The 26,357-nt window shown below is 44.6% G+C and carries 18 protein-coding genes; 7 read left to right on the top strand and 11 right to left on the bottom strand.

Annotated features, from left to right (window positions below; genetic code table 11):
- Positions 1-36: 36 nt before the first annotated feature.
- Together FCL46_RS20835 and FCL46_RS20830 are read right to left on the bottom strand one after the other, a co-directional pair.
- The gene (locus FCL46_RS20835; RefSeq protein WP_136806043.1) at positions 37-447 is read right to left on the bottom strand and encodes a cytidine deaminase; all 411 of its coding nucleotides are present in this window, start codon (positions 445-447) and stop codon (positions 37-39) included.
- A gap of 27 nt (positions 448-474) precedes the next feature.
- Positions 475-1,062 carry a thymidine kinase gene (locus FCL46_RS20830; protein ID WP_136806042.1) on the bottom strand — a complete coding sequence of 196 codons (588 nt, stop codon included), beginning with the start codon at positions 1,060-1,062 and terminating at the stop codon, positions 475-477.
- Between the two features lie 505 nt (positions 1,063-1,567).
- Between FCL46_RS20830 and FCL46_RS20825 the strand changes: the two genes are divergently transcribed.
- Together FCL46_RS20825 and FCL46_RS20820 are read left to right on the top strand one after the other, a co-directional pair.
- Entirely contained in the window at positions 1,568-4,165 is a 2,598-nt protein-coding gene (locus FCL46_RS20825) for a response regulator (protein WP_167505775.1), read from the top strand.
- Positions 4,166-4,702: 537 nt separating this feature from the next.
- A complete protein-coding gene (locus tag FCL46_RS20820; RefSeq protein WP_136806040.1) occupies positions 4,703-6,322 on the top strand; it encodes a mechanosensitive ion channel family protein in 1,620 nt (539 codons plus the stop codon).
- Positions 6,323-7,287: 965 nt separating this feature from the next.
- On the opposite strand, the gene FCL46_RS20815 is transcribed toward FCL46_RS20820, so the two are convergent.
- The 4 genes from FCL46_RS20815 to FCL46_RS20800 form a co-directional block, all read right to left on the bottom strand.
- The gene (locus FCL46_RS20815) at positions 7,288-8,334 is read right to left on the bottom strand and encodes a hypothetical protein (RefSeq protein ID WP_153307108.1); all 1,047 of its coding nucleotides are present in this window, start codon (positions 8,332-8,334) and stop codon (positions 7,288-7,290) included.
- Positions 8,331-9,500, bottom strand: coding sequence for a tetratricopeptide repeat protein (locus FCL46_RS20810; protein WP_136806038.1), 1,170 nt, complete (start codon positions 9,498-9,500; stop codon positions 8,331-8,333). Before FCL46_RS20810 ends, FCL46_RS20815 begins: the two co-directional genes overlap by 4 nt.
- Before the next feature lies 1 nt (position 9,501).
- Complete coding sequence (locus tag FCL46_RS20805) at positions 9,502-10,038, bottom strand: RNA polymerase sigma factor (protein ID WP_136806037.1); 537 nt, start codon at positions 10,036-10,038, stop codon at positions 9,502-9,504.
- Between the two features lie 183 nt (positions 10,039-10,221).
- Positions 10,222-11,241, bottom strand: coding sequence for a tetratricopeptide repeat protein (locus FCL46_RS20800; protein ID WP_136806036.1), 1,020 nt, complete (start codon positions 11,239-11,241; stop codon positions 10,222-10,224).
- Positions 11,242-11,660: 419 nt separating this feature from the next.
- Between FCL46_RS20800 and FCL46_RS20795 the strand changes: the two genes are divergently transcribed.
- Complete coding sequence (locus FCL46_RS20795) at positions 11,661-14,222, top strand: ABC transporter substrate binding protein (RefSeq protein ID WP_167505774.1); 2,562 nt, start codon at positions 11,661-11,663, stop codon at positions 14,220-14,222.
- 246 nt (positions 14,223-14,468) lie between these two features.
- Here FCL46_RS20795 and FCL46_RS20790 read toward each other — a convergent pair whose 3' ends face one another.
- The 5 genes from FCL46_RS20790 to FCL46_RS20770 form a co-directional block, all read right to left on the bottom strand.
- Positions 14,469-16,325, bottom strand: coding sequence for a monovalent cation:proton antiporter-2 (CPA2) family protein (locus tag FCL46_RS20790; protein ID WP_136806034.1), 1,857 nt, complete (start codon positions 16,323-16,325; stop codon positions 14,469-14,471).
- A 2-nt stretch (positions 16,326-16,327) separates the two neighbouring features.
- On the bottom strand, positions 16,328-16,936 hold the full coding sequence (locus tag FCL46_RS20785) for an NAD(P)H-dependent oxidoreductase (RefSeq protein WP_136806033.1): 609 nt from the start codon (positions 16,934-16,936) through the stop codon (positions 16,328-16,330).
- A 314-nt stretch (positions 16,937-17,250) separates the two neighbouring features.
- The gene (locus FCL46_RS20780) at positions 17,251-18,408 is read right to left on the bottom strand and encodes a radical SAM protein (RefSeq protein ID WP_136806032.1); all 1,158 of its coding nucleotides are present in this window, start codon (positions 18,406-18,408) and stop codon (positions 17,251-17,253) included.
- 88 nt (positions 18,409-18,496) lie between these two features.
- On the bottom strand, positions 18,497-19,549 hold the full coding sequence (locus FCL46_RS20775; protein ID WP_136806031.1) for a phospholipase A: 1,053 nt from the start codon (positions 19,547-19,549) through the stop codon (positions 18,497-18,499).
- A 368-nt stretch (positions 19,550-19,917) separates the two neighbouring features.
- Positions 19,918-20,901, bottom strand: coding sequence for a mechanosensitive ion channel family protein (locus tag FCL46_RS20770; protein WP_136806030.1), 984 nt, complete (start codon positions 20,899-20,901; stop codon positions 19,918-19,920).
- Between the two features lie 582 nt (positions 20,902-21,483).
- On the opposite strand from FCL46_RS20770, the gene FCL46_RS20765 reads away from it, so the two are divergent.
- From FCL46_RS20765 to FCL46_RS20750, 4 genes are all read left to right on the top strand, one after another.
- Positions 21,484-23,940 (top strand): pyruvate formate lyase family protein, encoded by a 2,457-nt coding sequence (locus tag FCL46_RS20765; protein WP_136806029.1) that lies wholly within the window; start codon positions 21,484-21,486, stop codon positions 23,938-23,940.
- 12 nt (positions 23,941-23,952) lie between these two features.
- Complete coding sequence (locus FCL46_RS20760) at positions 23,953-24,393, top strand: hypothetical protein (protein WP_136806028.1); 441 nt, start codon at positions 23,953-23,955, stop codon at positions 24,391-24,393.
- An 84-nt stretch (positions 24,394-24,477) separates the two neighbouring features.
- Entirely contained in the window at positions 24,478-25,536 is a 1,059-nt protein-coding gene (locus tag FCL46_RS20755) for a DUF6765 family protein (protein WP_136806027.1), read from the top strand.
- A gap of 243 nt (positions 25,537-25,779) precedes the next feature.
- Positions 25,780-26,316 (top strand): hypothetical protein, encoded by a 537-nt coding sequence (locus FCL46_RS20750; RefSeq protein ID WP_136806026.1) that lies wholly within the window; start codon positions 25,780-25,782, stop codon positions 26,314-26,316.
- Positions 26,317-26,357 lie beyond the last annotated feature (41 nt).

Below are 26,357 nucleotides of genomic sequence, written 5' to 3'. Positions count from 1 at the left end.
CACAATTGGCAAAGTGGTAAAGCGCAGAGTGCGTAATCACATCTTCATGAAAAACGGTTCAGGCAGTAAATCATCCAGAGTAAAGACCTGCTCTGAGCCATTGGTGATTACCCAGGCTTTAGGGGCTAATTCCGCGATCCACTGTCGGCAGGCACCGCAGGGCATAGTCAGTCGTGTAATAATAGTATTGTTTTCATCTACAGGAGCATCCGAACAGCAGACAGCTATGCCGATTATGTTCGTGCTGCCATGCATTCGGGCGTGGGATATGGCTACCCGTTCTGCACATATTCCAAGGTTGGTACAGGCATTTTCAACGTTTGCCCCGATGAACACACCATTTTCAGTGAGGACTGCAGCTCCGACTTTAAATTTTGAGTAGGGCGCGTGAGCACTTTGTGCTGCTTTTTCAGCATCTTTCAACAGCTGAATTTGTTCGGGTGTCATTGTAGTAGTTTTCCTGTAATTTTGAGACTACTGTCCATTCAGATGAGCAAAGTAGCATTGGGCGCATAGTGGTTCATACTCAACACTATCCTTGCCATCAATGGCGACCTGATCACCCTGAAATACGAAACTACCATTAATTTTTCGGGCATTCGCCATCGCTTTTCGACCACATTGACAGATGGTCTTCAGCTCTTCAAGACTATGAGCAAGAAGCAGAAGCTGTTTGCTGCCTTCAAAACCGTTGAGCTGAAAATCGGTTCTCAGGCCATAGCATATTACGGGGATATTCAATAAAACAGCAACTTTGAAAAGTTGCGTTACCTGATCTTTTGTGAGAAACTGGGCTTCATCGACGAGAATACATTGTAGATTTTTCCGTTCGCTCTGCTGTTTCTCAATAATTACGAATAGATCATCTGAAGGTTCTGCCAGTATATCAACATCTCTATAAATGTTGAGTCGTGAAGAAATCTGAGTTATGCGCTTTGTGTCGACAACGGGTTTAACAAGGATGGTTTCCATACCTCTTTCTCTGTAATTATGAGCAACCTGGATGAGCGCTGTGGTTTTTCCAGAGTTCATTGCTCCATAACGAAAATATAATTTTGCCATCTACTTGCTATCCTGATCTGGTAAAGAGTGAGCTTCGTTGCATTGCAATTGATAGTATGCTTTGCCACTTCATATAACGTTGCTCGTCGTGTTGTTAGGTATGTCCGGGGATGTATGCTAAATCACTGTGGAACAAATTTCAATTTCTAAAGTGCTTTTGAATAATACCATAATTACTATGGCTGAAAACACCGGAGTTCTCATGTGAAATTTGGGAAACAGATCGCTAGCGATGTTGGGAAAAATGTGGAAAGTTAACTGATTGTCAATGTTTGAGTCTTGAATATGGTTACCAACCGGAGTGAAATACATGCTATACTGGTTCTGTTGTTATTAGCTGAAAATGTGAGGCCAACGCTTGAGATATTATCCAGGCTTTACAGGCTGTACGATCTTTGTTCTCTTTCTTGTTTATGTTCAAATACTTGTGCTCGGTTATTCTGTATCTGACTGGGCTATATATTTCGGCTGATCAATGAATGTATATCAGGCTTTTAAACAATTCATGTTACACAGTTCAGAAAATCCTCAATTCTCTTCGGAGGAGAGGACGCGTTTTCAACATTTTACCCTGTTTCTGCTCGTGGGTTTGCCGCTGATGATTTCTTTCGGGATTGTTAATTTTCTCGATGGTAATTATGCGGTTACCGGATTCTGTACAGTATCTGGTGTGGGCTTGAGTCTAGGCTGGGTCGTTATACGATTAATAGGAAAGGGAAAAATTGTTTATCGTATAAACACGCTGTTATTTGCCATATTAATATCATATCTCATTGTTTTTGGTGGTGAAGCAGGGTCAAAGATCTTGTGGGTCTACATTTTTCCACTCATCTCCTTTTTCCTGTTCGGTAAAAAGGAAGGGATATTCTGGAGTCTGTTTTCCATTCTGATTATTCTCATTCTTTTTTTAGTTCCTCCTGATGTTCTGTCCATTTATAACTATCACCCTGAATTCAAAGTTCGCTTTGTAGCATCCTATATCACAGTTACCGCTATAACCTACTGGCTGGAGTATTTCAGACATCACTATAGCCAGAAACTGGCTGTTCAAAATGAAGCGCTAAACAGGGAGATCGCTGAGAGAAAGGAAATCGAGTTGGAGCGTGAGCGACTCATTGCTGAAGTTCAGGACGCGAGTAAGGCAAAGAGTGAATTCCTTGCGAATATGAGTCATGAGATTCGCACGCCGTTAAACGGTGTTATTGGTATGACTACACTGCTTCTGGATACAGAACTGAATAATGAGCAAAAGCATCATGTACGAACACTTAAGAAAAGTGGCGAGTTTCTCCTGACAATTATTAACGATATCCTTGATGTCTCCAAAATAGAGGCAGGTAAACTCGAACTCGCCAGAACCTCTTTTAGCCTGCGGGAAATGCTTGATGGTTTTTGCGATATTGCCTCCCAGAAAGTCTATAACAGCGATGTCGAGCTTATTGTCGGTACTGCCCCTGATATTCATGATGACTTTTTTGGTGATCCTGACAGGCTCCAGCAGATTCTTCTTAATCTCACAAGCAATGCCCTGAAGTTTACCAGGAAAGGTTCGGTTTTCGTCTCGGTTGATAAAAAAGAAGAAACTCCGAACGATATCGTTTTGAGATTTTCTGTGAAGGATACCGGGATTGGTATCGATGATGCTGACAAATCCCGACTCTTCGAAAGCTTCAGCCAGATTGACGGATCCACTACACGAGAACATAGTGGAACAGGTCTTGGATTATCTATTTCAAAACAGCTGGCAGAACTTCTGGGAGGCGGGATTGGGGTTGAGAGTACCCCCGGGGTTGGATCTGACTTTTGGTTTACTGCACGTCTGGATAAAAACAATCTGGCTGAAGAAGGTCTCAAAAGAATTGTACCGGACCTGAAGGGACAGACTGTGCTGTTGATCACCCTGAATACTACTCTGAAGAGCGTTCTGTTGGATCAGTTACGCCATTGGGGAGCAAAGGTTGAGCAGGCTTCAGATGTAAAAACTGCCAGGAAAATCTTTGAGGATAGTGAGGGTGGTGGCGATTCAATAGATGTTTTTGTGGTTGATCAGTTTTTTCTGACAGGATCAAATGCCGACTTTAACAGTGTTGTCAGAAAACATATCAAAGAAACCAGGTCGCAACTTATTATTCTCACCAGTCACACTACCAAACAGGTATTTGATTCTACTTTTGTTACCAAAGCTATTGTTATTCTCGAAAAACCTGTCAAATATCGAGATTTTGAAAGGTGTTTTATTGATAAAAACGTTGAGAATGACTCAGCAGTTCCCTTTCCTGGAATAGTTGAGGATCATAAAGAAAACAGTGTAAGCCGTGAGGACTTCAGAATACTCCTGGCAGAAGATAATGCTATTAACCAGCAAGTGATGACAGGGGTACTCGCACGTTTGGGATTTTCGCATGTTGACACAGCCGATACCGGGTTGGATGCGCTGGCAGCTCTTGACCAGAATCATTATGATTTGATTCTTATGGATATCTCAATGCCGAAAATGGACGGATTAACCGCAACCCGGGAAGTTCGCTCCGGTACATTTACCAAGAATAGTTGCGATATTCCAATAATAGCACTTACCGCCCATGCTATCGTTGGAGACCGGGAAAAATGCATTGATGCTGGGATGAATGATTATCTGACGAAGCCGATTAAACCCGAACTTCTGGAGAAAAAAATTGATCAGTGGCTCGGAGGTAATAGTGAGAGAGATCCTGATGCAGTTCGTAAGTCTGCAGCTAAATCGGATAACAATGATACGTTATCTCTCGTGCGATTTGATTACGAAGGCACAGTAAAAAGGTTGATGGGTGATGTGGAGATGACCAAAGAAGTTATTCAGATATTTCTTGACGAGATGCCTTCTCAGCTGCAGTCGCTACGAGGCCATATTCAGGATTGGAATGTGTCAAAGATTGAAGAGCAGGCTCATAAAATGGTGGGCGTATCAGCAAATCTTGAGGCGAATATCTTTTGCTCCATAGCAAGGCAAATTGAAACACACTGCAGAAATAATACAGCAGAGCGCTCGAACGTTGCGGGGCTCTATTCTGAACTTGAATTTGAATTCCAGGCAGTCAAAGATGAGATGGCTGGGTATCTTTAGCGTAAAACCTCAATAATAGCTGGTCAGCGTATGGCCTGCGGTAATACCGTAAAGCTTTAAAATCTTCCGGTACTTTTTAGGGGTTATTGCGATGTACATTTCCTGCAGCTTGTTCTTTACAGCCTCCTGACTTCGTTACTCCTTCAGTTACATAGCGCTTACAAAGGTAAAAGGACTGAGTGTTTAATAGACCTAATCCATTTTCAATGCAATTTACTCAGTCCTGGCCCCTTTAACCTCAGTCCTGTCTTCAACTATTACCTTGCCTAAAATATTCTCATCATCTATGTTCATTTATCACAGCATAACAGCCGGTTGACTAGAAGGGGCTGCTTGCGGATTGAAATGTGATAACAGGTGTTTGCAACACTAATTGCGACATAGTCATGGATAATTGTCCGAGATAATCCGAAACTAGTACAGCGCATAATCGAACCGTTTTCTCTTTAACATCACTCATTGAATTTTATGTATAAACGAAAGAATCTGATAGTCGTCTTTTCATGTTTACTTCTGTTGCTTTTTCCGTGTTGGAGTATGGCGGAAGGTTCACCTGCCACTGATCAGGAGAAGGTTGAGCAGGAAGTTGTGCAGGTAGAGAATGGTCCTGCAGAAATGCTCGCTTCTTTACTTGATCTGCAAAAGAATCTGACTGCGCAGATCAACATGTCAAAGAAGAAGCTTAAGGCTTCTACTTCTGATGCAGAAAAGCAGGCTCTTGAGGATGAAATTGCTCAACTCGATAAGCAGCTCTCTGAAACTACATCAGACTTCGAGCGCATTGCAACCGGAGTTGAGCCTGCCTTATTCTTAGAAAAAAAGCCGCAATCGTTTAGTTGGAAGGATGAGATGGCCAGCCTGCTTGAGCCGGCAATTAAAGAGTTAAAGCGTTTTACGGTGAGGGCCAGACAGAAGTCTGATCTGAAAGAGAAAATCAGCGAACTTGAATTGCTTACTGCTGCAGCAAGCGAAGCTGTAAAGCATCTTGAATCGGTGATTGAGAAAACAACCGATAAGCGGGTTCTTAAAGAAGTTAAAGGACTGCTTCCCGAGTGGCGAAATGTCAACGACAGATTGAGCAATAAACTTGAACTGGCAAAAAGAGAGTTGGGAAATCTAGAGGAACAGGATGTCTCGCTTGTTGAAAGCTCGTCGAAGTCAGTAAAAGACTTTTTCAGGGCACGGGGACTTTACCTCATAGTCGCGGTGATCACCTTTTTTGCAATTCTTTTTGGTTGCCGCCTGTTTTATCGGCTCATAGCCGCGCTCTATTTGAAGATGGGTAGAAACGGTAAAAAATCGTTTAAAATGCGCCTGTTAAATATAGTATTTCAGGTGTTGTCGGTTGTTTTAGCGATTGTCGGTCTTTTCTTCGTGCTCTACCTGGCTGAAGACTGGTTTTTGCTGAGCATGGCAATAATCTTTTTTATTGGACTGTCCTGGACCATCAGGCAGGGGCTTCCACGCTTATGGCAGCAGGGGCGACTGATGCTCAATGTTGGTTCGGTGCGCGAAAAAGAACGTCTTCTATTGCACGGAGTTCCCTGGAGGGTTGATAATATCAATGTGTTCTGTAAGTTGGTTAATCCTGCACTCGATATGGAACTTCGAGTTCCTATTGAAGATCTTATAGGGCTGGTATCGCGACCATTCGATCATGATGAGCCGTGGTTCCCGTGCCGCAAAGGTGACTGGGTAACCGTCAATGGCTCTTCACGGGCCCGTGTTGTGAGTCTTTCCCATGAGCAGGTTGAATTGGTAGAGCGTGGCGGGCGCAGGGTAACGTATCCGACTGATGCGTTTCTTCAGGCCTGTCCTGCCAACCTTTCGCGCAATTACAGATTGCGGGTGCCGTTTGGTGTGAGTTACGGACTTCAGGACCAGGTAACCTCGACAATTCCTGCAGTTTTGAAAGAGTACATTGATAAACGTATGGAAGAAGAAGGCTACGCGAAGACCTGTCTTAACCTGCAGGTCGAGTTTCTGCAGGCAAACGCCTCTTCACTTGATCTTCTTGTAATAGCCGATTTCGAAGGCAGCGTGGCTGATATCCTTAAGCGGATTGAGCGGGCTATTCAGAGATGGTGCGTAGATTGTTGCACAATAAACGATTGGGAAATTCCATTCCCGCAGTTGACCGTACATAAGGTGGAATAACCTGAAGGTATTTACACTGAAAATGTTTGTCGATTGCATGTTCTTTACGTGTAATCGACAATCACTTCCTGATCCAACGGTATTTTAGCTCAGGCTTGCAGGTTAGGGACTATAGGCTAAATCGTTTTCAGCATGAAACTCACTACATAACTCGCTGTATGACGTTAATCAGAATATCAATGGCTAAAAAGACGAGATATTCGAGTTCCTGAAGTAATCCCATGTTGTGCCTCAATCAGTTGTAGATGTTGGATTTCAGACATGCACCCATAAAAGATATTTCTATTACATATTCGAAATCGATATTACCTGTTTTGAACCATATTACTCTCTGCCTGTTGTGCTTATCTGGAGTAATGGTTGAAAATTTAACAGGTTACATTGCAGGTGATGATCTAACCTATGGATGTAATAGCTAGAACTATGCCTGATCTACCCCGTATTTCTCATTATTGTTTTGATTGCAAACGTAACGTTCTAATTTCATAATAAAAATCTCCATCTCTAATCGTGGAGTATTTGTAATAGGTAAAAAAATCCTCAACCGGAGCAATAGATTTTGGGGCAGCTGGAGTGCAACAAACGTATTGCTGTAGTGTCCTGTAGTTACTTGGCCTGTACCTCGACCTGCGACAACTGGAACAGCTTCGACGACAGTATGCTGAATCGACTGCCATGAGGGGGGACGACGACAGCAATTTTTTTTTCAAAATCGAAACATTCTAAAATACCACGCACAGCCATATGCATGATATTGGAGTCTTTGCATTAATAATGCAGAGTGGGGGACAGGATATTACCAGATAGGATTCTACCGATTGGGTGCAGATCTGCCTTATGTTACTCGTAAGGGTAGAGGCATGAAGAATTGTTACAGCTGAAAGCAATACGGCCCAGACATATATTAAAAAATATGCCTGAGCCGTATTGTCTTTACAGGGATGCTTTGGAAGATCAGTGGCCGGTTATTTGTTTTTACCTTTTCCGTTGCCACCAGCGTTGCTATTACTGTTTCCGCTTTTTCCGTTATTTCCACTGTTACCACTATTACTGCTTCCACCCTTTACTTTGTCTGAGCTGTTGCCGCCAGCATTGCTGTTTGACGGTCCACCTGAGGAGTCACGGCTGCTTCCTGACTTGCCGGAGTTACCAGAGCTACTTGTCTTGGCGCCATTGCCCTGGCCACCTTTATTGCTTTTTGAATTGTTGGCTTTTGAGCTTGTTTCAGACAGCCCTAAACCTTTTTGTGAACTCTGGGATCCGGTTGTTGCCAGGCCATGGCCTTTATTCCAGCCAGTGGTCGTGTTGCGTTGGGTTGCTTCGGCAATTTCCGCATCCGGATCAAGGTCAGTGTCGGGGGCGGTGAGATCATCATCAAGATCAAACTTTCCTTTCTTTTTACCATGCCCAAGCCCAAGGGAACCTGGATGGACCCCAAGCTCGTGGGCAATCTGGCCCCAGCCCATTCCGCTATTGCGCATCTGGTAAATATCATCACCAAGGACTCCTGCAAGTTGACCGACTGCATCAGCATAGGATTCACTTGCGGCTTGCAGGTCTGCTTCAGCTTGAGCGAGGGCATCCTGAAGTTCAGTATTTTCCGGGTCTGCTGCTGCTGCGTCTTTTGCATCATCAAGTGCGTCTTTTGCATCGCTCAAGGTATTAGCGGCTTCTTCTGTGGCAGGATTTGGCCCGGCTGAAGCAGCAGCTGCAAGATTGGCAGCATGCATTGCCTGTGCGGCGTTTGAGAAAGACGGTTCTTCAACTGCTGCAGGCTCATCTTCTGTGGCAGGATCATCTGCCGGGTCTGCCGGGTCAGCCGGGTCAGCGGGGTCATCGGGATCAACGGGATCAGCCGGGTCATCAGAACCGCCCGTGTCTGCGGGCTGACTGATATCTTCAGAAGGGGCTGCAGGTTCATCGTCTGCTGTATCTGCAATTGCAATGGACATGGTGGTGAAACTCAGTGAAAGAGCAAGCACCCATACAGCAAAAAAACGGGAAAATGTCATATTGAGACCTCCTTGTTGGTCTGATGTGATGTTCTGCTAAAAATCAGCAAACTATTGGTAAGTGTGAATTTTTTTGATGCATTAACCGTGGATATCTCAGGGTTGTCGAGCCAGCTCAGTGCGATTCTGTCACCAAGTTCCTGCGAAGGTTCGCCGACAAGTATTTCCTTGATCTCAAGCGCTCTCTGCCAGGCCGAAGGACCATTGTTTTCCGAGAAAACTACTACTTCCAGATTGAGTGCGGGGTTGGCTTTAAGGATAGAAATTATCGGATTTAATTCCTGCTTTTTGTCCTGATATCGTGCTGAAGGATCAAGCAGTATTTCAGGCGAGAGGATGAGACTGCGTGCTCCTATTCTGTATGTTCGATACGAGAACACTCCGTAACTGTTGAGACGTTTTACTGCACGGAATGCGAGATTGCCTGTTCTGTAGTTTGCCAGATAGTTTTCCCAGGCGGCAATTTCCTCATCTACCATTTTCTGTTGTTTATAGATAAGGCCGACATTATAGAGGGCAATCTGTTCAGATGGAGAATGTTCCAGTACCGACTGGTAGGTGGTAAGTGCTTGCTCAAAATTGCCATCACTGAGATAGTTATGGCCGAGATTAATCAGCAGTGGAACTGAGTCAGGGGCGTTAGCAAGGCCTCGCAGGTAACTGTTGCGCTCTTTTTCCCGATCATCGTTTGCCCAGTAGCCGACACCTTCCCAGTATGCATATTCAGGGTTGTGCGGCTCAAGTGAGGCGGCGTTATGCAGCATATCCAGTGCTTCTTTCTGTTTATCCGCAGCAAGCAGACCTCTTCCCATAAGGTGGGCGGCTCTGGAATTATCTGTTGGGGGGAAACTATAGCTGGTGTTGTCCGCAACAATTTCAGGGGAAGAAACCACACTCTCTGTCGATATTCTTCCGAGCATGAATGATCCGCAGATGATGACTACCAGACTCATTGCGTAAAGTGGCTGTATTGAGATAACACGTGGACGATTGAAACGTCTCAATATACTGGTAAATAATCCCGACTGCGGCTGCGACTGCCGTTCTGCGACTGAACACATCACTTTCCGGGTCAGGTCTTCCGGGACCTTCTGCACAGGAAGATTGCGTAACTGTTTAATAAGTTCACGCTCTTCATTTTCGATGTTATCGTTGTTGATATCCATATTAATCACCTGTCAATACGGTTCGAACTTCTGCCAGTGAGCGGTGTAGTCGCATTTTAACTGCACTTTCCGAAAGGTTGAAAATCTCAGAAAGTTCCCTTATTGAATGATCGTGTTGGTACTTGAGCAGAACCATTTCCTTGTTATCAGGTGACAAAGTCTCAAGGGCTTTAAGCAGACTGGTGTTTTCCTGCTGGCTTTCCAGTTCGCCTGATGCGTGCTGTTCATTGGTTGATGAGTCATGTTTTAATCGTGCAAGTTTCTGCTCATTAGTCTGCCTTTTTCGGCTCCAGTCTTTAGCGTGATTGAGCGCAAGGGTATACAACCAGGAAAAAAAACGCTGTTCCCGGTAGCTCTCCAGTTTTTCAAAGCTTTTCAGGAAGACATCCTGTGTCATGTCGGCAGCTTCTTCTGTTGAACCGCTATAACGATACATCAGGTTGAAAATCTGAGAATTATACCGATCTACAAGAGTTGCAAAGGTGTTGGTATCGCCTTTGAGGATGCGGCTTACAAGCTGATTGTCGGATATCTCCATAAAGTGATTCAATAATTATAACTTTTTATTGGAATAAACGTGCTGGATGGAAAATGGTCACATAAAAGTGCAAAAAAAATGAAATTTCTTCTACAGGCAGGGCAGGTAATGGTTGACGTTGTATTGAGGACTCGACTGTCAATACAACGTCAGTGGCTAAAATGTCTGTTATTTCAGGAGTTATCACTTTTTCCCGGAGCCGATGAAAAAGCTTACAGACTCATCAATGTGCCGTTTTTTCTTTTTAACGATAATAGTCTGAGGTTTGTCAAACCAGCTGATACCTATATCCTGGGAATTCAGCTCTGGGAATTCTTTGAGTAGAAACGTTTTAATCGTGGTAGCTTTTTTACGTGCAAGCTCTGCGTTGTTTTTCTGAAATGCAATAATCTGCAGTCGTCCAGCTTTACGGTTTTTGATGACTGCACCTATCATCTTAAGCGATTCTTTACTGCCATCTGCGATGCGATTGGTTATTGGTTCAAACCAGATCTTTTCAATTGTCACGGTTCTTGCACCAATGTGATGATTGCGAAAAGAAAAATCCCCCATGTAGTTGAGGTGGTCTGTGGCTCTGCGTGCCAGCGCTCCGGATGGATAGAGGCCAAGGTAATTAAGCCAGGCGCTTTTTTCTTCAGGTGTTCTTCCCAGTTTTTTTAGAATCAGGGCACGATTGTAGAGTGAAGACGGGCTTTGCGGCCAGATTTTCAGTGCGTACTCATACTGGCCGAGACTGTCTGTGTATTTTTTTTGTTCAAGCAGGTTATGACCTAGATAAATACGGGACTGCAGATGTTTTTTATTGATGGTAAGAGCTGCGCGATAGCTTTTTTCTTCAGACTTTTTTTGATTAAGGGCCCCGTAAGCCACTCCGGTCCAGAACTGGTAGTCGACGTTGTCCGGCTCAAGCTCCCGTGCCTTTTTAAATTGAGTAAGTGCCGCCTTATTCTCATCACCCTGGAGCAGGAAACGCCCGTAGTAATATCGTGCTGACGGACTTGTCGGGTTTTCCTCCACCTCCTGCATGAAGGTTGCCCTGCCTTCACGATGATCCTTGTTCTGAAGGTAGTAGTCGCCCTTTATAGTATGCCCGACCTTATTGCCAATATCTTTGACTACACAGCCATTCAGCATCGGCATGAGAAATGTTGCGAAAGCGCAGAGGAAAAATATTTTTGAGAGGGGTGAAAATGGTTGTTTCATTTTGCTTCCTTTATGAGGTTGATTCAACAATCAGGATATCAGTCCGGTAAAGTCATGTTGGAGTATATCCTATTACAAGGTAGACCTGATAATTTGCATTTTCTACAAAAAAAAGGGTGAGTCATCAAATTATTGTACTGCGTCAATGGGCATCAGCTTATTCAAACAGATAATTTTTTGCTTTAGCTGAAGATGTGCTACACTTTTTTAAGATGAATTACGCCGCATGTGCTGAACCAATCATTTATGTCATAACCACTTGTCTCACAGGTTGGCTGGGTTACAGTTGAGTGTTGGAGGTGTAATGTACCCAGAGCTCATCGAGAAAGCTGACTATATGCTCTATGAGGCTAAACGGGCAGGGATTCCTGAAGAATTACAGATTTTCTATTTTCCAAAGAATACAGGTAAAACAGTACATGCGCGATCGAATGGTTCGTTATCTGCTGAGTGGCATATGTTTTATGATCTATCTGATTGTCACTTCAGTCTGCTATGCTGTGGTAGGCGAAGATGAACGGACAATCCTTGTTATTAACTCCTATCATAAGGGCTATGAGTGGTCGGATCAGATTGTAAGCGGAATTGAGAGTACACTTTTACTTACCTTCCCAAAGGCTGATATTCATGTGGAGTACATGGATACCAAGAGAAACAGTTCGCCGTGGTACATTGATAAGATCTCAAGCTTTTTTCAGGAAAAGTTTAAAAATCAACAGTTTGACCTTATTATTGGCGCTGATGATCATGCTATAGATTTTTTGCAGAAATTTGGTGCAACTGTTTTTCCGGGAGTGCCGGTTGTTTTTTGTGGTGCGAACGCTCTCGATGCCGGAAGGTTCCTTGATAATTCGAATTTTACTGGTGTGCTTGAATTCGCTGATATCAAAGGTACGCTGGATATTGCATTTCACCTGCAGCCCAATGTTCGAAAGATTGTTGTTATAAATGATGATACAACCACCGGCAGATACATTGCCAGGGAGTTTGATAATGTAGTGCCAAAGCTCAACAGAGATCTGGAAATTGAAATTCTAGATGATCTGCCGATAACCGAACTGGCGGACTTTATACGCAAGCTGCCACCTGACACAATTGTTCTGCTGCTTGCGTATTTGCGCGATGGCCGCGGAACCTTCTATGAACCACAGTATACTGCCTCTGTTCTGAGTGCGGCCTCTTCTGTACCGATATATTCGATTTGGGATTTCTACTTCAATTTTGGCATAACCGGAGGTGTTCTTACCTCAGGGTTTCGCCAGGGTGAGGTTGCTGCAGAGTTGGCAATCGAGATTCTTAAAGGATCTGCAGTCTCGGATATAGAGATAATAACAAGCGGGGCTAACAGGCTGTTGTTTGATTACAGGCAGATGGAGCGTTTTGGTTTGCCCGTTGAGAAATTGCCTCAAGATGTGGCAGTAAAAAACATTACCTATACCGACCAGAAAAACATCCTTATCCTTCATTCGTATTCGTCTGATAACCCATGGACAAGGGCTATCATGGAGGGACTGGATCAGCAGTTAAGTGATTCCGGCTTTCTGATTAACTCGTTTACAGAGTTTATGGATACCAAACGATTTACGGATAAGCCATATATGCATGCAATAACGCAACTATTAGTACTCAAATATAGTTACCAGGATCTTGATCTGGTAATTGTATCCGATGATAATGCCTTTAATTTTATTCAACGGCAGCGGGATCAGCTTTTTACCACTGTTCCTGTGGTTTTTTGCGGAGTCAATTATCTGCCTGAACCTGAAAAGGTGCCAAGCCGTGAAATCACAGGTGTGATGGAGTCCTATGATATTCCGGGCACATTGAAGTTGGGGATGTCGCTTTATCCTGAGACTGAGGTCCTCTATGTTATTAATGACGCGACAACAACAGGGGTTGCGAACCGACAGCGGTTTGATCAAATAGTTGCTGAATTGCCACAAGCTATTCGCATAGAACATTCCGGGTCTGTCTCAATGCAGCAGTTACAGCAAAAGGTTGCGGGACTAAATGAAAAGACACTTGTTCTTCTTATGTCGTTTACGATGGACAAGAACAATCATCAATTTTCCTATCAGCAGAGTGCGCGGCTTATAACGTCAAGTTCTGCGCGGCCTGTTCTGGGCTTTTGGGATTTTTATCTTGGTAACGGTATTTTAGGTGGGGTTATTACCAGAGGATGGGATCAGGGGAAAACAGCTGGCTTCCTGGCACGTTCAGTTCTGGCTGGTGAGAAGGCCAGTACTATCCCTATAGTGGAAAAGAGTCCTGTAACCAGCGTTGTAGACTATGATGTAGTTCATCGCTTTAATCTGGACCTTGAATCAATCCCTACAGACATTCAAGTGATCAACATGCCTGAAAGTTTTGTCGATCAATATCGGGTTGTTGTGTATGTAGCAGTTGGAGCTTTTGGCATTCTTCTCATTATTGTGGCTATTCAGACTGTAAAGATAATTCTGCAAACAAAAGATAAAAAGCTGCTTGCGGTTAAGGCAACAACCGACCCGATGACTGGAGTTAATAACCGGGATTACTTTGATGATCGTATTGATGGAATTATTGCCTCTGCTGTGGCAGCAGATGAACGGTTTGTGCTCTGTTATTTAGATCTTGATAATCTCAAAAGCATAAATGATACCTTTGGTCATAAAAGCGGAGATGAATATATTATGCTGGCTGTGGACTCATTACGTTCGCAGATAAGGAGAGCTGACCTGCTCTGTAGAGTCGGTGGAGATGAATTTATTGCAATTCTAACCGATTGTACAGCCAGCCAGGGAAAAGCTTTAGCCAGGCGTGCTGAAGAAGAATTGCTTGTACAGCTTGAACGGCGCGGCCACTCCTGGAATGCTGGAATCAGTTGTGGCAGCAGTGAGTTTAATCCGAGAGAACCTGTCTCTGTTGCAACACTTATAGAAGAGGCGGATCAGATGATGTACAGGCATAAACAGGACCGTAGGAAACGAACTCATCACTAAATAGATATCATTGTCATTAATACTAATCTTCGGCTGGTATAGTGAGGGGTATAGAAGATTGAAACAATCAACTATGTTATATCGTGCAAATACCAAGAGTTTTCCAGGGATTCGTTACTAATGCTGTTGACGCCTCACACCTCACTCCTGACACCTCACCTTTTCAAGCTGAGTTTCGGTGGTAATCAGATAGAGCTATAACGGTGTTTTTCATCAGTTTAGGCCGTTTTATAGGTAGAATGCTATCTACGCTGAAGGGTTACCGCCACTCCAGGCCCTATCGAGTTCTTCCATATCTTCTTCCAGGTCCATTGACATTAATTTTTCTAGATCTGCGTTATGCTGCTGATACATTGAGATGTAGTTTGCCTGATCTTCCCTGTGAATACTGTAAAGCTCGGGGAGGGTGTCTTCATCTTTTTTCCTGAAGATCCGCATGAGTTTATACGCTTCATAGGGATCGGTGCCGAGAAGTTTCAGTGCATCCTGGCCAAGGGCGAGAGCGCTGCCGAAAGTCTCTCTGCGGATGGTGGTAATTCCCAGGTCCATCAGTTCGTATGTTGCTGATCTGTCCTTAGCATTTACGGCAATTTTGAGATGAGGGTAGTGTTTTTTGATGAGTTCAATGAGTTCGCGCTTCTTGTCAATATTGCCCATTGTTATGATGATTAGTTCAGCTTCTGCTGCCCCGGCCGCTTCAAGCAGGTCAAGGCGGGTGATATCACCATAATACACCTCAAAACCGAATTTTCTGAGAATATCAACATTGGCAGCGTCATGATCGAGTATGACGGGCTTGATACCTGCTGAAATCAAAAATCTGCCAAGATCAGTGCCCAGACGGCCAAAACCGGCAAGGATAACCCTGTGCTCTTTATGGCTGATCTGATCAGCGTCTTTTGGAGGAACAGCATCACCCTGGCGTACAGCGATGACTTTTTCATGGAGTAGAAACAGCAGTGGTGCCAGAAACATTGAGATGGCCACAGCAGAAATGAGTGGCTCGATAGTTTCGGCGGGCAGTACACCGTTTACTTTTGAAACCTGGAATAATACGAAAGCGAACTCTCCTCCCTGGGCAAGTGCCAGACCAAAAAGCCATCGCTCACTTTTGGGCATTTTAAAGAACATTCCTGTAATCATCAGGACAAACAGTTTTATGGCGATGAGGCCGGTAACCAGCCCTGCAATCAGTAAAATTTTATCACCAATCAGGGTGAAGTTGAGACTGGCCCCGATTGATATAAAAAATATGCCAAGCAGCAGACCCTTGAATGGCTCTATATCGCTTTCGAGTTCGTGACGGTATTCGCTGTCTGCCAATACAACACCCGCAAGAAATGTTCCAAGTGCTGGTGAGAGACCGACGGCGCTCATCAAGAGAGATATGCCGACTACCAGGGCCAGTGCAGCTGCAACAAATATTTCGCGAACGCGGGTTGCGGCAATCGTTCTGAAAATTGGACGGCTGGCGAATTTACCAAGCAGGAAGACAAAGAGAATGGCCAGCAGGGTAACAAGAATACGCAGGTAACCGGGTAGGGTTGTTATATCAAAAAAAACGGATCCATGATGGCCGCTATCCTGCAATGTTAATGTTGCAAGCAGTGGCAATACAGCCAGCATGGGAATTACCGCAAGATCCTGAAAGAGCAGTACCGAAAAGACCGATCTCCCGGGAGAGGTGTTCATAAGTCCCTTTTCTCGAAGGGTTTGCAAGACGATTGCCGTGGACGAAAGAGATACCGTCAAGCCAACCGCAACGGCCTGTTGCCAGGGCAGAAACATGGATGCGATCCCGCCTATCAGTATACTTGTCAGCACAACCTGTGAACCGCCCATGCCGAGTATCGGGGTTTTCATCTTCCAGAGCAGGGATGGCTTAAGTTCGAGACCAACCAGAAACAGCATCATGACAACACCGAATTCTGTGAAATGCATCACCTCTTCAATGTCACCAATAAGGGAGAGGCAGAACGGCCCGATTATAATGCCCGCAATGAGGTATCCAAGGACTGACCCGAGACCACATTTTTTTGCAAGGGGCACGGCTATTGCCGCTGCGGTGAGAAAGATAAAGAGCTGAAGAAGAAAATGTTCCATGATTAATTTATTTTGCCTGAGGTGCTGAGGTCAATGTTAAGGTATGGTTGTTGTTGTATTGCGGATATGTCCAGGGTGTCATCCCGTAGTGCAATAACAGTATTGCGATACAGTCTGGCATGGTCGCGGATGGTCTTCTCAGGTAGGCCACGGTGAATACCCAAAATGGCAAATGGTGGTAGCCACTCCATTCTGCAAAGGTTTGCTGTGGCACGATACGGGCTGGTGAGTTCATTGATGGTGAATGTGTTTGAGCCATGCCGCTGGTATGCGGCATCATCACCTCCGGCTGTAAGTGCCTGAAGAAAGACTTTGCCTTCAAGGGCGTGACCATGTTTGCCGTAGGCCCAGCCATGCTCAAGTACCAGATCCATCCACTCTTTCATGATTGCAGGAGTAGAGTACCAGTAAAACGGATGCTGAAAGATAATGATATCATGAGCTTCGCACAGCTGTTGCTCATACGTAACATCAATTAAAAAATCTGGATAGCTGGCATAGAGATCATGGAATGTTACAGCTTCAAGATCTGTAACAGCATCCCTCATTGCGCTGTTGATCATTGAACGTGCAATAGCCGGATGAGCAAAGATGATAAGTATTTTCTTCATGGTAGCGCGTGAATTCTCCTGCAGCAGGAGTATGGTAAAAGGTGGGTATATATTGAATATCAATATGTTTGAAGACTGGTAAGCAAGCCTGTGCCTGAGAAATTATCTGCGAATATACTCTATTTAGTACCCGACTGAAAACCGCCAATTTCCCCAATTTCTTTGTTGGTCTCAAATTTTAACCCTCAGGTAAGCGAGGTACGAGACTCCCGGTAAGCGAGGTACGAGACTCCGAGATACGTAATGTATTCTTTCGGTTAAAATTATCGGCCGCCTTGAGATTGAAAAAATGCAGGTTTTCGTTCAGGCACTATTTATATGAAACGTTGCATCAATGCTTCGATAACATTATCCATATTTTCAACCGTCGCTCCAAGTTCAGAGCACATCTGCAGAGCATAGTCACGTTGAATCTCATTTTGCAGATCGGAAAAACGGGATATCCGGTGAGTACGTCTGCCGATGCAGAATATCATCTGATCTTCGGGGCTAAGAGTAAGAAAATCTTTTACAGGTTGAATGATTTTCTCTTTATCATCAGGGAGAGTTCCATCCACTTCCGGGAACAGGTTGAGCATGTGGTCGCTGCGAACTGTACTGGTTATACCTTCAAGTGATTCCAGAAAGAGCAGAAGTTCTTCGCTTGTTGCCACTTCACCCATCTTGTCAAATTTACCAGCGTTAAATTGTTCAGTGAGTGGCGTATTCCGTGGCAGTGCGAGGGTGCGCAGGCGAATAAAGTCTGGATTAATCTGGTTTAAGGCATCGGCTGTTTCAAGGGCATTTTCGCGGGAAAGGGCTTTGCCGCCAAGGCCGGGCATGTAATATTCTGAGAGCTCCATGCCGGCGCGCTTCACCTTTTGCCCGGCGACAATGTGGGTTGCTTTATCAACCCCCTTTTTCACCTGCTTGAGTACCGTGTCAGAGCCCGATTCCATGCCTATGTGAATACGGTTTAATCCGGCATCTGCCATTAATCCAAGATGTTCATCACTGATTTTGGCAATGGTGTGTGAGCGGGCATAGGAGGTTATTCGTTCCACCATCGGAAACGTGTGTTTAAGATGACGAAGGATACGGATAAGATTTTCCGGTTTGATGATCAGGCTGTTACCGTCCTGCAGAAAAATCGATTTCATGCCGCCAGCGATAAACTGGTAGGCGGCATGTAAGGCGTGAAGATCTTCCTCGTTACTACCAGATGGTGCGAGACTGTAAATATCACGTCTTGAGAATTTACGGCCTGACTCACGTGCTTCGGTGATCGCACGGACGTAGGCGTGAACGGTGTCGATATCTTTTAATACATGGTCAACAGGTCGCAGACTGAATTGCTGATCTTTGTAGACAGGGCAGAAAGTGCAGAAATTCCATGGGCAATTTCTGGTTATGCGGATTAGCAGGCTTTCTGCTTCACTGGGCGGGCGGATCGGCCCCTGCTCAAAACCGTTGTACGTTTCCTCAACCTTCATTTCGACATCCGTTAATTATTCCGGCAGGAGTTGCTATACATCAAATTAAAGTAAGATATAATACTATAAACTTTAGATATGATGTTTATCACAATAAATCTGTCAAGAGCAATCCTACGCCCAACCTGTTCACATACTCGTCGTAGTCTATCAGGCTCTCTCCATATCCAGAGAAATATTGGACATATCCCTTGAGGTAAGGAAAGTTGTAGATGGGGAAACTCCAGCCAAGTTCAACTGCGCCCTGGGAGAAGCCGGATTCAAGGTTGTTACGGCTCATAAGAGTGAAAACATGATCATTGTATTTGTATGCCATCCTGATTTCACCATGACCAAGAAAATCTGTGATATCAGGATTATCATCATCTTCGAAATCTTCTTCTATCCTGAACCAGGGTTTAAAGGCGATGACAAAGTTGCCTTTTTCCAGGACAAGGGAAGCATAGACCCTATTCCAACTGCGTGAGAGATTGCCGGCTTGACCATTGGATTGGTGAACAATTCCGACCGCTCCGGCAGTGGTGCTAAAACCTAATATATCAAAATCAGGAATAAACTGGACCCACGCTTCCGGTTCATGGTTGGTTTCCCTGAACGGTGATGAAATGTCATTGTTATATACCTGCCAGAAAGATCGTACTGTATAGGCAGACCAGAGGCTGATGCCATCTTTAAAGATATCAACAGCAAGCGGTGTTTTTATGCTCAGCTGAAATTGTGCTTCGATATCATCCAGATCGATCGAATCCTTGTCAAAGGCAGTTTCAAATTCCTCTGAATTGTATCCCTTAAAATTGTAGGCACCCAGGAGTATATAGTTTTGCTTGTGAGACATGATGGTAAAGGGTTTTAAGACGTTTTCCCTGTCCATCTGAATGCGTGTTTCAATAGCGCCGGGCTGTGTTGAATCTTCGGCTATTGGTTGTTGTTCTGCTGTTGCCTGTGATTGACATGCAGAGCGAATCTCACCCATGGTCATAGAGTCCGGTGCAGACTGGAACTTTTCCTCAATGCACGATTGAATAGAGTTCGGCGCTGCCAGTGCAGGTTGTACGGCAGGAATCAGAAAGCAGCTAATCAACAGAGTAGTTGAGATTTGCCTGAAAGCAGTGAGTGGTCGTATTGAATGTATCTGTTTCATGGTGGGGTCCTGTTAATAAAATTCAACCCTGTCACACACGTTGGGCGTGATGGATTTGCCTGTTGGGTGATATGATTGTCGTTTTAAAAGGAGACGTGTTACTTGCTGGTTTATTATAGAATAGTCTCATGATAGGTGTTCTTTTCGAAGTAGACAACTGTTTTTACAACTGGAAATGCGCATTATGCTGTATGCGGGTGGTTGGATTGAAAGGAGACTTGATAGATATATTTGTTATATGGCTGGAATGTAGACAAAATCCTCGCAAGGCGGATGCGGAGAAAACTAAAAGCACCAGGATAGAAGAACTGAAAAATAATCTATCCTGGTGGATTCACTATTGAGATAGGGGCGTTTTCTTAGGAAGCTTATGAAACCTGATGCATATGAACATCTTGCTGAGGATACGGGAAGGATATCCCTTTTTCATCAAAAGTAAGTTTGATGTTTTCAATTAGGGCGAGTCGAACATCCCAGTATTCTGGTGTTTTAACCCACGGACGAACAATCAGGTTTACGCTTGAATCACCCAGTTCAGCGACAGCTATGGTGGGTGCAGGATCAACAAGAATACGATCATCAGCCTGGATAATCGATTCGAGTGTAGTTTTTGCCAGGCGAATATCATCATCGTAGCCAATTCCTATAACCAGGTCAATTCGGCGGGTGGGTTCTGCGTTAACGTTAGTGATTACGCCGGAAGTAATCCCACTGTTAGGCACAATGATTTTCTGGTTGTCAGCGGTGAGTATAATTGTACTGAATATATCGATCTGCTGAACCTTTCCGGTCACTCCGCCAGCTGTTACTACATCGGCTACTTTAAACGGACGAAAGAGGATAAGCATAACTCCGGAGGCAAAGTTTGAAAGTGAGTCTTTCAGGGCCAGGCCTATAGCCAGACCTGCTGCACCGAAAATCGCGATAAAGGAAGTCGTTTTAATTCCTACCTGATCGGCTGCAGCAATTGCGACTGCTGCAAGCAGTGCATAGTAGATAAGCTTACTCAAGAAACTGGCTAAGGTTATATCAATTTTCCCTTTTACCATCGCTTTCTTTCCGACTGAGGCAAACCACATGGCAATCCAGCGTCCGACAATCAGAATAATGATTGCAATAATGATGCTGGGCCCGTTGGTTAGCAGCCACTCTTTGGCAGTGTCAAGGAGTTGTATGTATGTGTCAGGGTTGAGGGTCTTTTCAGGATCTGAAAGATCAATGATTTTTTTGGTGGGTTCAGTTGCCTCTGTTGCCTGAGCCGCATCTTCAGCTGTCTCTGCAGCAACAACAGGAAGCGCCAGCGCGGTGAAAAGAAAGACAGAAATTACTATGCATATAAATTTTTTAGACATGTAATCCTCCTGGATCGCCTGAGATGTGGAAAACAAAATAATAAAAAAAGATAAAATATTATAAAAAAGTGTGTAAAAACAAAAAATAATACATGAAAATACCGTATTGACAAGAGTGTTGCAAGGAAGAGAATGAATATTATTCTCGTGCTATTTGTGGTAAAATATACGTATACGGAGCGATCATAACCAGATCTGCTGAGGCATTGTGGGTTTACCAGGACACTCGAATGCTGCAGATGATAGTTTTGATCTATATGCCTGTATGATAAACTCTTATAATAGAATATTCAAAAAAACGCCTGACATTCTGGCGCATCGTTATGTTTTCGATTGCAGGAAGGAGGGTTTCAATACGCACACGATACAAAAGCCTTAAAGGGTCGAAGAGGTCTACATCTTGTTAGCACATGGGAAATTGCCCCGCTACTGGTCACGGGAAAAGGTCAGGTTAATGTGGGTCTGCAGAGCTATACTTGGGATGTAATTACTCCAACTTTAAGGGGTGGAGGCGTAGCGCGAGCCTTCCTGCAATATTATCCGACCGGGGCATGCTGTTCCCCGGTAATCAGGAGGTGAAAAATGGTAACTCTCGATGATATCAGGTTGCAGCAATACACGCTGGATACTCTGCCAAGACTGGCAAAACTGCGTAGCCGGGCATTCTCCTTACAACCTGAAATATGTATTGAAAGGGCTCGATATGTTACGAAATATCTGAAGTATCTCGACGATCAAAAGGACTCTCCAGAGGTAAGGCAGGCAAAGAAAGTGCGTCACTTTCTTAAGAAAAAACGCGCTGTTTTTCACGATGATAACCTTCTTGCCGGATCAACTACTTCAAAACCACTCGGTGCACCCTTATTCCCTGAATTCTTCGCTCTTACTCTCTGGCCTGAGCTGGAAACGGTCTCCACCAGAGAGAAAAATCCGCAAATTCTTTCACAAGCTGATGCAACTGAGCTGGACCGGGCTATTTTTCCTTTCTGGATGGATAGAAATGTACTTGAGGTCGCCCGCAAGCGGTTTAATAATCCTGATTGTATAAAGCTCTTTGAAAGCCTGGTCTTTTTCATTGCAGGTAAGGCGGGCTGTATCTCTCATTGCGTTCCCACATACGCTCCGATGCTCGAAAAAGGATTGACGCGCTTGATTCGCGAAGCGGCAGACCTGGAGACACGGGCATCACAGAGTGGTGATGATGAAAGTGAAGCGCAGGCGGATTTCTATAAAGCTGTGCAAATTTCATTAAAGGGAATCATCGAATACGCTGAAAATCTGGCAGCGGAAGCAGAATATCTGGCGCTATCAATAGAGGATCCTGAAAAGCAACAGGAGTATGCAGATATTGCAGCAGTTTGCCGCAGGATTCCAGCTTCTCCTGCCCGTACATTCAGAGAGGCAGTGAATGCCATTTGGATCTGCCAGGTAGGCATTCATGCAGAAAATATCAATATGGCTATGAGTCCCGGCAGGCTTGATCAGATCTTATATCCTTATTACAAAAAAGATATTGAGAACGGTACGCTTGATGTGGCTGGGGCCATAGAACTTATTGGTTGTCTGTGGCTGAAGCTTTCTGACAATGTGGCGATGGTTCCTGAGGCATCAGAAGAGATGTTCGGTGGGGCAGGGACAGTTCCGGCGATTACTCTTGGTGGAGTAGATAGCGCAGGTGAAGATGCCGTTAATGATTTGTCATATATTATGCTGCGGGTAACTGAGCTTCTCAAAACCCCTGATCCAAATGTTAACGCCCGCTATCACTACGAAAAGAATCCTCCAGAGTGGCGGCAGAGTGTTTCTGAAACTATCATAAACACGTGTGCTATCCCGGCCTTTTTTAATGATGTGAAAAATATTGAGGCGCTGATGGGGCAGGGGGAATCGCTTGAACATGCTCGTGATTATGCTGTTATCGGATGTGTGGAGTTGGCAAGCAGTGGCCGGGATTACCCGTCATCATCATCAATCATGCTGAACCTCACAGCACCGCTTGAAATGGCACTGTATGGGGGCAAACGACCAATAACCGGAAATAAACAGATCGGCCCCGAAACGGTGTTTGCCTCTGAAATGAAAAGCTTTGCAGAGTTCAAAGAAGCGTTTTTCACACAGGTGGACTGGCTTATTGAGCAGGCGGTTCAGACCAACGAATATCTGGGGCTGGTACATCAGGAGATGATGCCTTCCCCATTGCTCTCCGGATTTTTTGAAGGACCGATGGAAAAGGGGCGGGATCTTATTCGGGGTGGTGCTGTCTATAATTCCTCAGGAGCTACTCATATTGGTTTTGCCGATGTTGTAGATTCGCTGAGCGCCATCGAAACGGTAGTTTTCGCAGATAAACGAATGAGTCCGGCTGAAATGGTTGCTGCTTTAAAAAATGATTTCAGCGGAAATGAAGGTGAGCTTATCCGTTTGAAATTACGAAATAAGGGGCCGAAATTTGGTACAGAAGACCCGGTAGCTCAAAAAAATGCTGCAGATATTATTGAACATCTCTATCAGAAATACCAGTCATTTACCAATTATCGGGGGGGCAAATACCGTCCGGCTTACTGGACCATGACCAACCATGCAGGTTTGGGTAAAGTCACAGGTGCGACTCCCAATGGTCGTAGGAGCAATGAACTGTTTTCAAGTGGCATTACCCCGGTTTCCGGTGTGGCACCTGAACTTACTTCGTGTCTCAATTCTGTGGCAGAACTTGGTGGCGAGCAGGTACCCGGATGCTGGGCGTTGAATATCAAGTATTCGCCGGAAGCAGATACGGCGGCGATGGCAGTTCATTTCGGCCAGACGATTGATGCATATTTCAGAGCAGGCGGCCAGCAGGTGCAGTTTAATATCATGGATTATGCAATGCTTCGGGAGGCCAAAGAGAATCCAGATTTATATCCAGAGCTTATAGTGCGGGTCTCCGGGTATTCGGCAAAATTTAATGCGCTTAATCCGGCTATGAAAGAAGAGCTTATTACACGCACGCAATATAATCTCGGGTCCGGTCACGCTGTTCCCCTTCCTGAAAACAGATAGAGAGGTGGTCACATGACAATACATTTAGCAGAAAAAGGGTTGGAAGGACTCTGGGAGAATATACAGCAGGCCGTTGAAGGTGAGGCGGCGGAAGGATTTCTGGAAATGCTGCTTAAGGCAATGCGCATGGCCTTTATCATTCTGCCGGATTACCGGGAGTCAATCCGCAAATTTGATGGCAGTTACCAATTCACCAGTGCCGATGGAGTTATGTCTATGGCAGCGGTGTTTAGCAATGGCCGCATGCGGGTGACGGAAACCAAAATTACTCATCCGGATATTACTATTACCTTCCGGGATGGTAAGACCTTATTTAAATTTTTGCTGGCTCCGAAGCAGGACATTCTGGGATCAATGCTCGCCCAGGATGTAAAGACGGATGGTAATCTCAATTATCTGTATAGATTTGGTTATCTGGCCAAAAAGCTTCAACTCATGCTGCAGCCTGTTTAAACCCTGTCGTTGAAACAGAGCTGTTGTAAAACGAGTAGAAGTTGCTCCAAAAGAGGTGGGGGCAACACTTTGGGAGGATACGTCATGCAAATAGATTTTCATCATGGAACAACGTATGTGGTAGCACGACTTGCTGGTTTTTCTCAAGCAGAGGCCGATATTGTCGCCTACTCAGCTCAGTATGTTGATGATGCAATTAGTCGCGGAACGGTACATTTCGATAATAAAGCTATGTACAGTCGTATCAACTCGGCGCATAAAATGATTGATAAGCGTAACGCAAAAGAGCTGGCTAATCATCTTGTCTGGATTCCTTTTCATTTCCTGCCCGGCAACGGCGACAAAAAGGCCGGGGAAAACCCGAGAGGAGAATTTATTGAAAAAATTGTTTGTGTACATAACAGCCATATTGCCAGAGACATGGTGAGAAACACCATTGAAGAAAAGGGAAAGGCCTATGGTCTGCACAGGCTGGGGGTTGCTATGCATGTGTTTGCCGATACCTATGCCCATGAAGGATTTGCAGGAGTGCTGCATCCGGTGAATGAGGTTGAAAACGCGAATGAAATCAGTGATTCAAGGGTTTTTGGCAGTTGTTTGAAGACTCTGTTGCTTGAGGTGATGGATGATACCATCCCGCCATTAGGGCACGGTCGTGCAAATGTTCTCCCTGACATGCCATTTCTTGAATGGGAGTACAAAAATCATAAAAATGAGACAGTACGACGAAACAATACCGACCTGTTTTGCGACGCCGCGGATGAGATGTGTAAAGCGATGCAGAGATATCGTTTTGGTGACCCTGATGCTCAAGTTGATGGAATTGCATTAGGTGATATGGAAAAGATCCGAAAACTGTTCCTGCGTCATCCGGACAAAGATGGGAACAAACGTCATGTGATCTGGCTGCATGCAATTCGTGACGGTTATTTTAGTTTTGGCGGAGAAGATGTCGCATATACGGCAAAAGGAAAAAGCTCATGGAAGGAGCAGGCAATCGGCTCAAGCTTTGACATGCGGGTACATAGTTATAATGAGAATTTTCTTACTTCTAACTGGAAGCTTTTCCACGACGCTCTTCAAGCGCATAGATTTCATGTCATTCATGATTTGTTACCACGATACTCCATATGTGCTGCCTAACTAACCAGTATCCCGTGTGTGTAGCAGTGTTTCACCTGTAATAGAGGCCATGATGCCGTAGTTTACTACAGCATCATGGCCGTATATGTTTCGAAAGTAGAGTGGAATTGGGTTTTCTTTCTTCGCCTTTGCTTTGCAGGTGCTCACTTGCAAGGCCAGTCGACCATTTGATATCATGCATTTGTAGATATAATCAGCTCGTAAATATGTCTTGATCCTTTAGAGATCTGCTTGGGGGTGTCTATGCATTTGATCTTTCTCATTATGATGATTGCTTTATCAGGCTCCCCTTCCTTTTCAAAAGAAACTGCAGATTCACAGCCTGTTGCGAGCGAGCAACTGATAATCGGCGATGTTCGTGTGGTTGGGGACGAGCAGCCAACATCTTCAGAAGTGAACTCTGGCGAAAAAAAACGGCATACTGATTCGATACAAGAAACTCAGGAAATAACACATCGGATATATACAAAAGATGCGGAGGGAAAAACTACACGAATCATTGAGATAGACTATGATATTCTGGGAGAAGTAGTTGAAAAACGCACGTATCTGACATCTGAAAATATCCGCAGGGATAGGGTGGCGGAAAGCTATACTTCGCTCAAGGAATCCGACGTGGCGACTGAATCCACACCTGATGTAACTATTCAAGTCGAATCATCAGGCAGTCAATATCAACAGGAAAAAACGGTTTATACTGTTTCTGGACAAGTTGAACTGGCAACTGATAGCAGTGAGCCTGAAAATAATGATTACAGAGAGCGGGGGACCGAAAAGTAGCTGGGATTGACCCGCCTTTCTGATTAATACAATATCCGTAG

Origin of the sequence: Desulfosediminicola flagellatus (assembly GCF_005116655.2) — a bacterium.
Taxonomy (GTDB): domain Bacteria; phylum Desulfobacterota; class Desulfobulbia; order Desulfobulbales; family Desulfocapsaceae; genus Desulfopila; species Desulfopila flagellata.
This window is presented reverse-complemented; position numbering and strand designations above follow the sequence as displayed.

Excerpts from the sequence above, each read along its gene's own strand:
- FCL46_RS20805 (WP_136806037.1), bottom strand. The coding sequence starts at position 10,038 with ATGGAGATATCCGACAATCAGCTTGTAAGCCGCATCCTCAAAGGCGAT.
- FCL46_RS20830 (WP_136806042.1), bottom strand. The coding sequence starts at position 1,062 with ATGGCAAAATTATATTTTCGTTATGGAGCAATGAACTCTGGAAAAACC.
- FCL46_RS20775 (WP_136806031.1), bottom strand. The coding sequence starts at position 19,549 with ATGAAACAGATACATTCAATACGACCACTCACTGCTTTCAGGCAAATC.
- FCL46_RS20810 (WP_136806038.1), bottom strand. The coding sequence starts at position 9,500 with ATGGATATCAACAACGATAACATCGAAAATGAAGAGCGTGAACTTATT.
- FCL46_RS20760 (WP_136806028.1), top strand. The coding sequence starts at position 23,953 with ATGACAATACATTTAGCAGAAAAAGGGTTGGAAGGACTCTGGGAGAAT.
- FCL46_RS20825 (WP_167505775.1), top strand. The coding sequence starts at position 1,568 with ATGTTACACAGTTCAGAAAATCCTCAATTCTCTTCGGAGGAGAGGACG.
- FCL46_RS20765 (WP_136806029.1), top strand. The coding sequence starts at position 21,484 with ATGGTAACTCTCGATGATATCAGGTTGCAGCAATACACGCTGGATACT.
- FCL46_RS20795 (WP_167505774.1), top strand. The coding sequence starts at position 11,661 with ATGCGCGATCGAATGGTTCGTTATCTGCTGAGTGGCATATGTTTTATG.
- FCL46_RS20820 (WP_136806040.1), top strand. The coding sequence starts at position 4,703 with ATGGCGGAAGGTTCACCTGCCACTGATCAGGAGAAGGTTGAGCAGGAA.
- FCL46_RS20780 (WP_136806032.1), bottom strand. The coding sequence starts at position 18,408 with ATGAAGGTTGAGGAAACGTACAACGGTTTTGAGCAGGGGCCGATCCGC.
- FCL46_RS20770 (WP_136806030.1), bottom strand. The coding sequence starts at position 20,901 with ATGTCTAAAAAATTTATATGCATAGTAATTTCTGTCTTTCTTTTCACC.
- FCL46_RS20785 (WP_136806033.1), bottom strand. The coding sequence starts at position 16,936 with ATGAAGAAAATACTTATCATCTTTGCTCATCCGGCTATTGCACGTTCA.
- FCL46_RS20800 (WP_136806036.1), bottom strand. The coding sequence starts at position 11,241 with ATGAAACAACCATTTTCACCCCTCTCAAAAATATTTTTCCTCTGCGCT.
- FCL46_RS20790 (WP_136806034.1), bottom strand. The coding sequence starts at position 16,325 with ATGGAACATTTTCTTCTTCAGCTCTTTATCTTTCTCACCGCAGCGGCA.
- FCL46_RS20750 (WP_136806026.1), top strand. The coding sequence starts at position 25,780 with ATGCATTTGATCTTTCTCATTATGATGATTGCTTTATCAGGCTCCCCT.
- FCL46_RS20835 (WP_136806043.1), bottom strand. The coding sequence starts at position 447 with ATGACACCCGAACAAATTCAGCTGTTGAAAGATGCTGAAAAAGCAGCA.
- FCL46_RS20755 (WP_136806027.1), top strand. The coding sequence starts at position 24,478 with ATGCAAATAGATTTTCATCATGGAACAACGTATGTGGTAGCACGACTT.
- FCL46_RS20815 (WP_153307108.1), bottom strand. The coding sequence starts at position 8,334 with ATGACATTTTCCCGTTTTTTTGCTGTATGGGTGCTTGCTCTTTCACTG.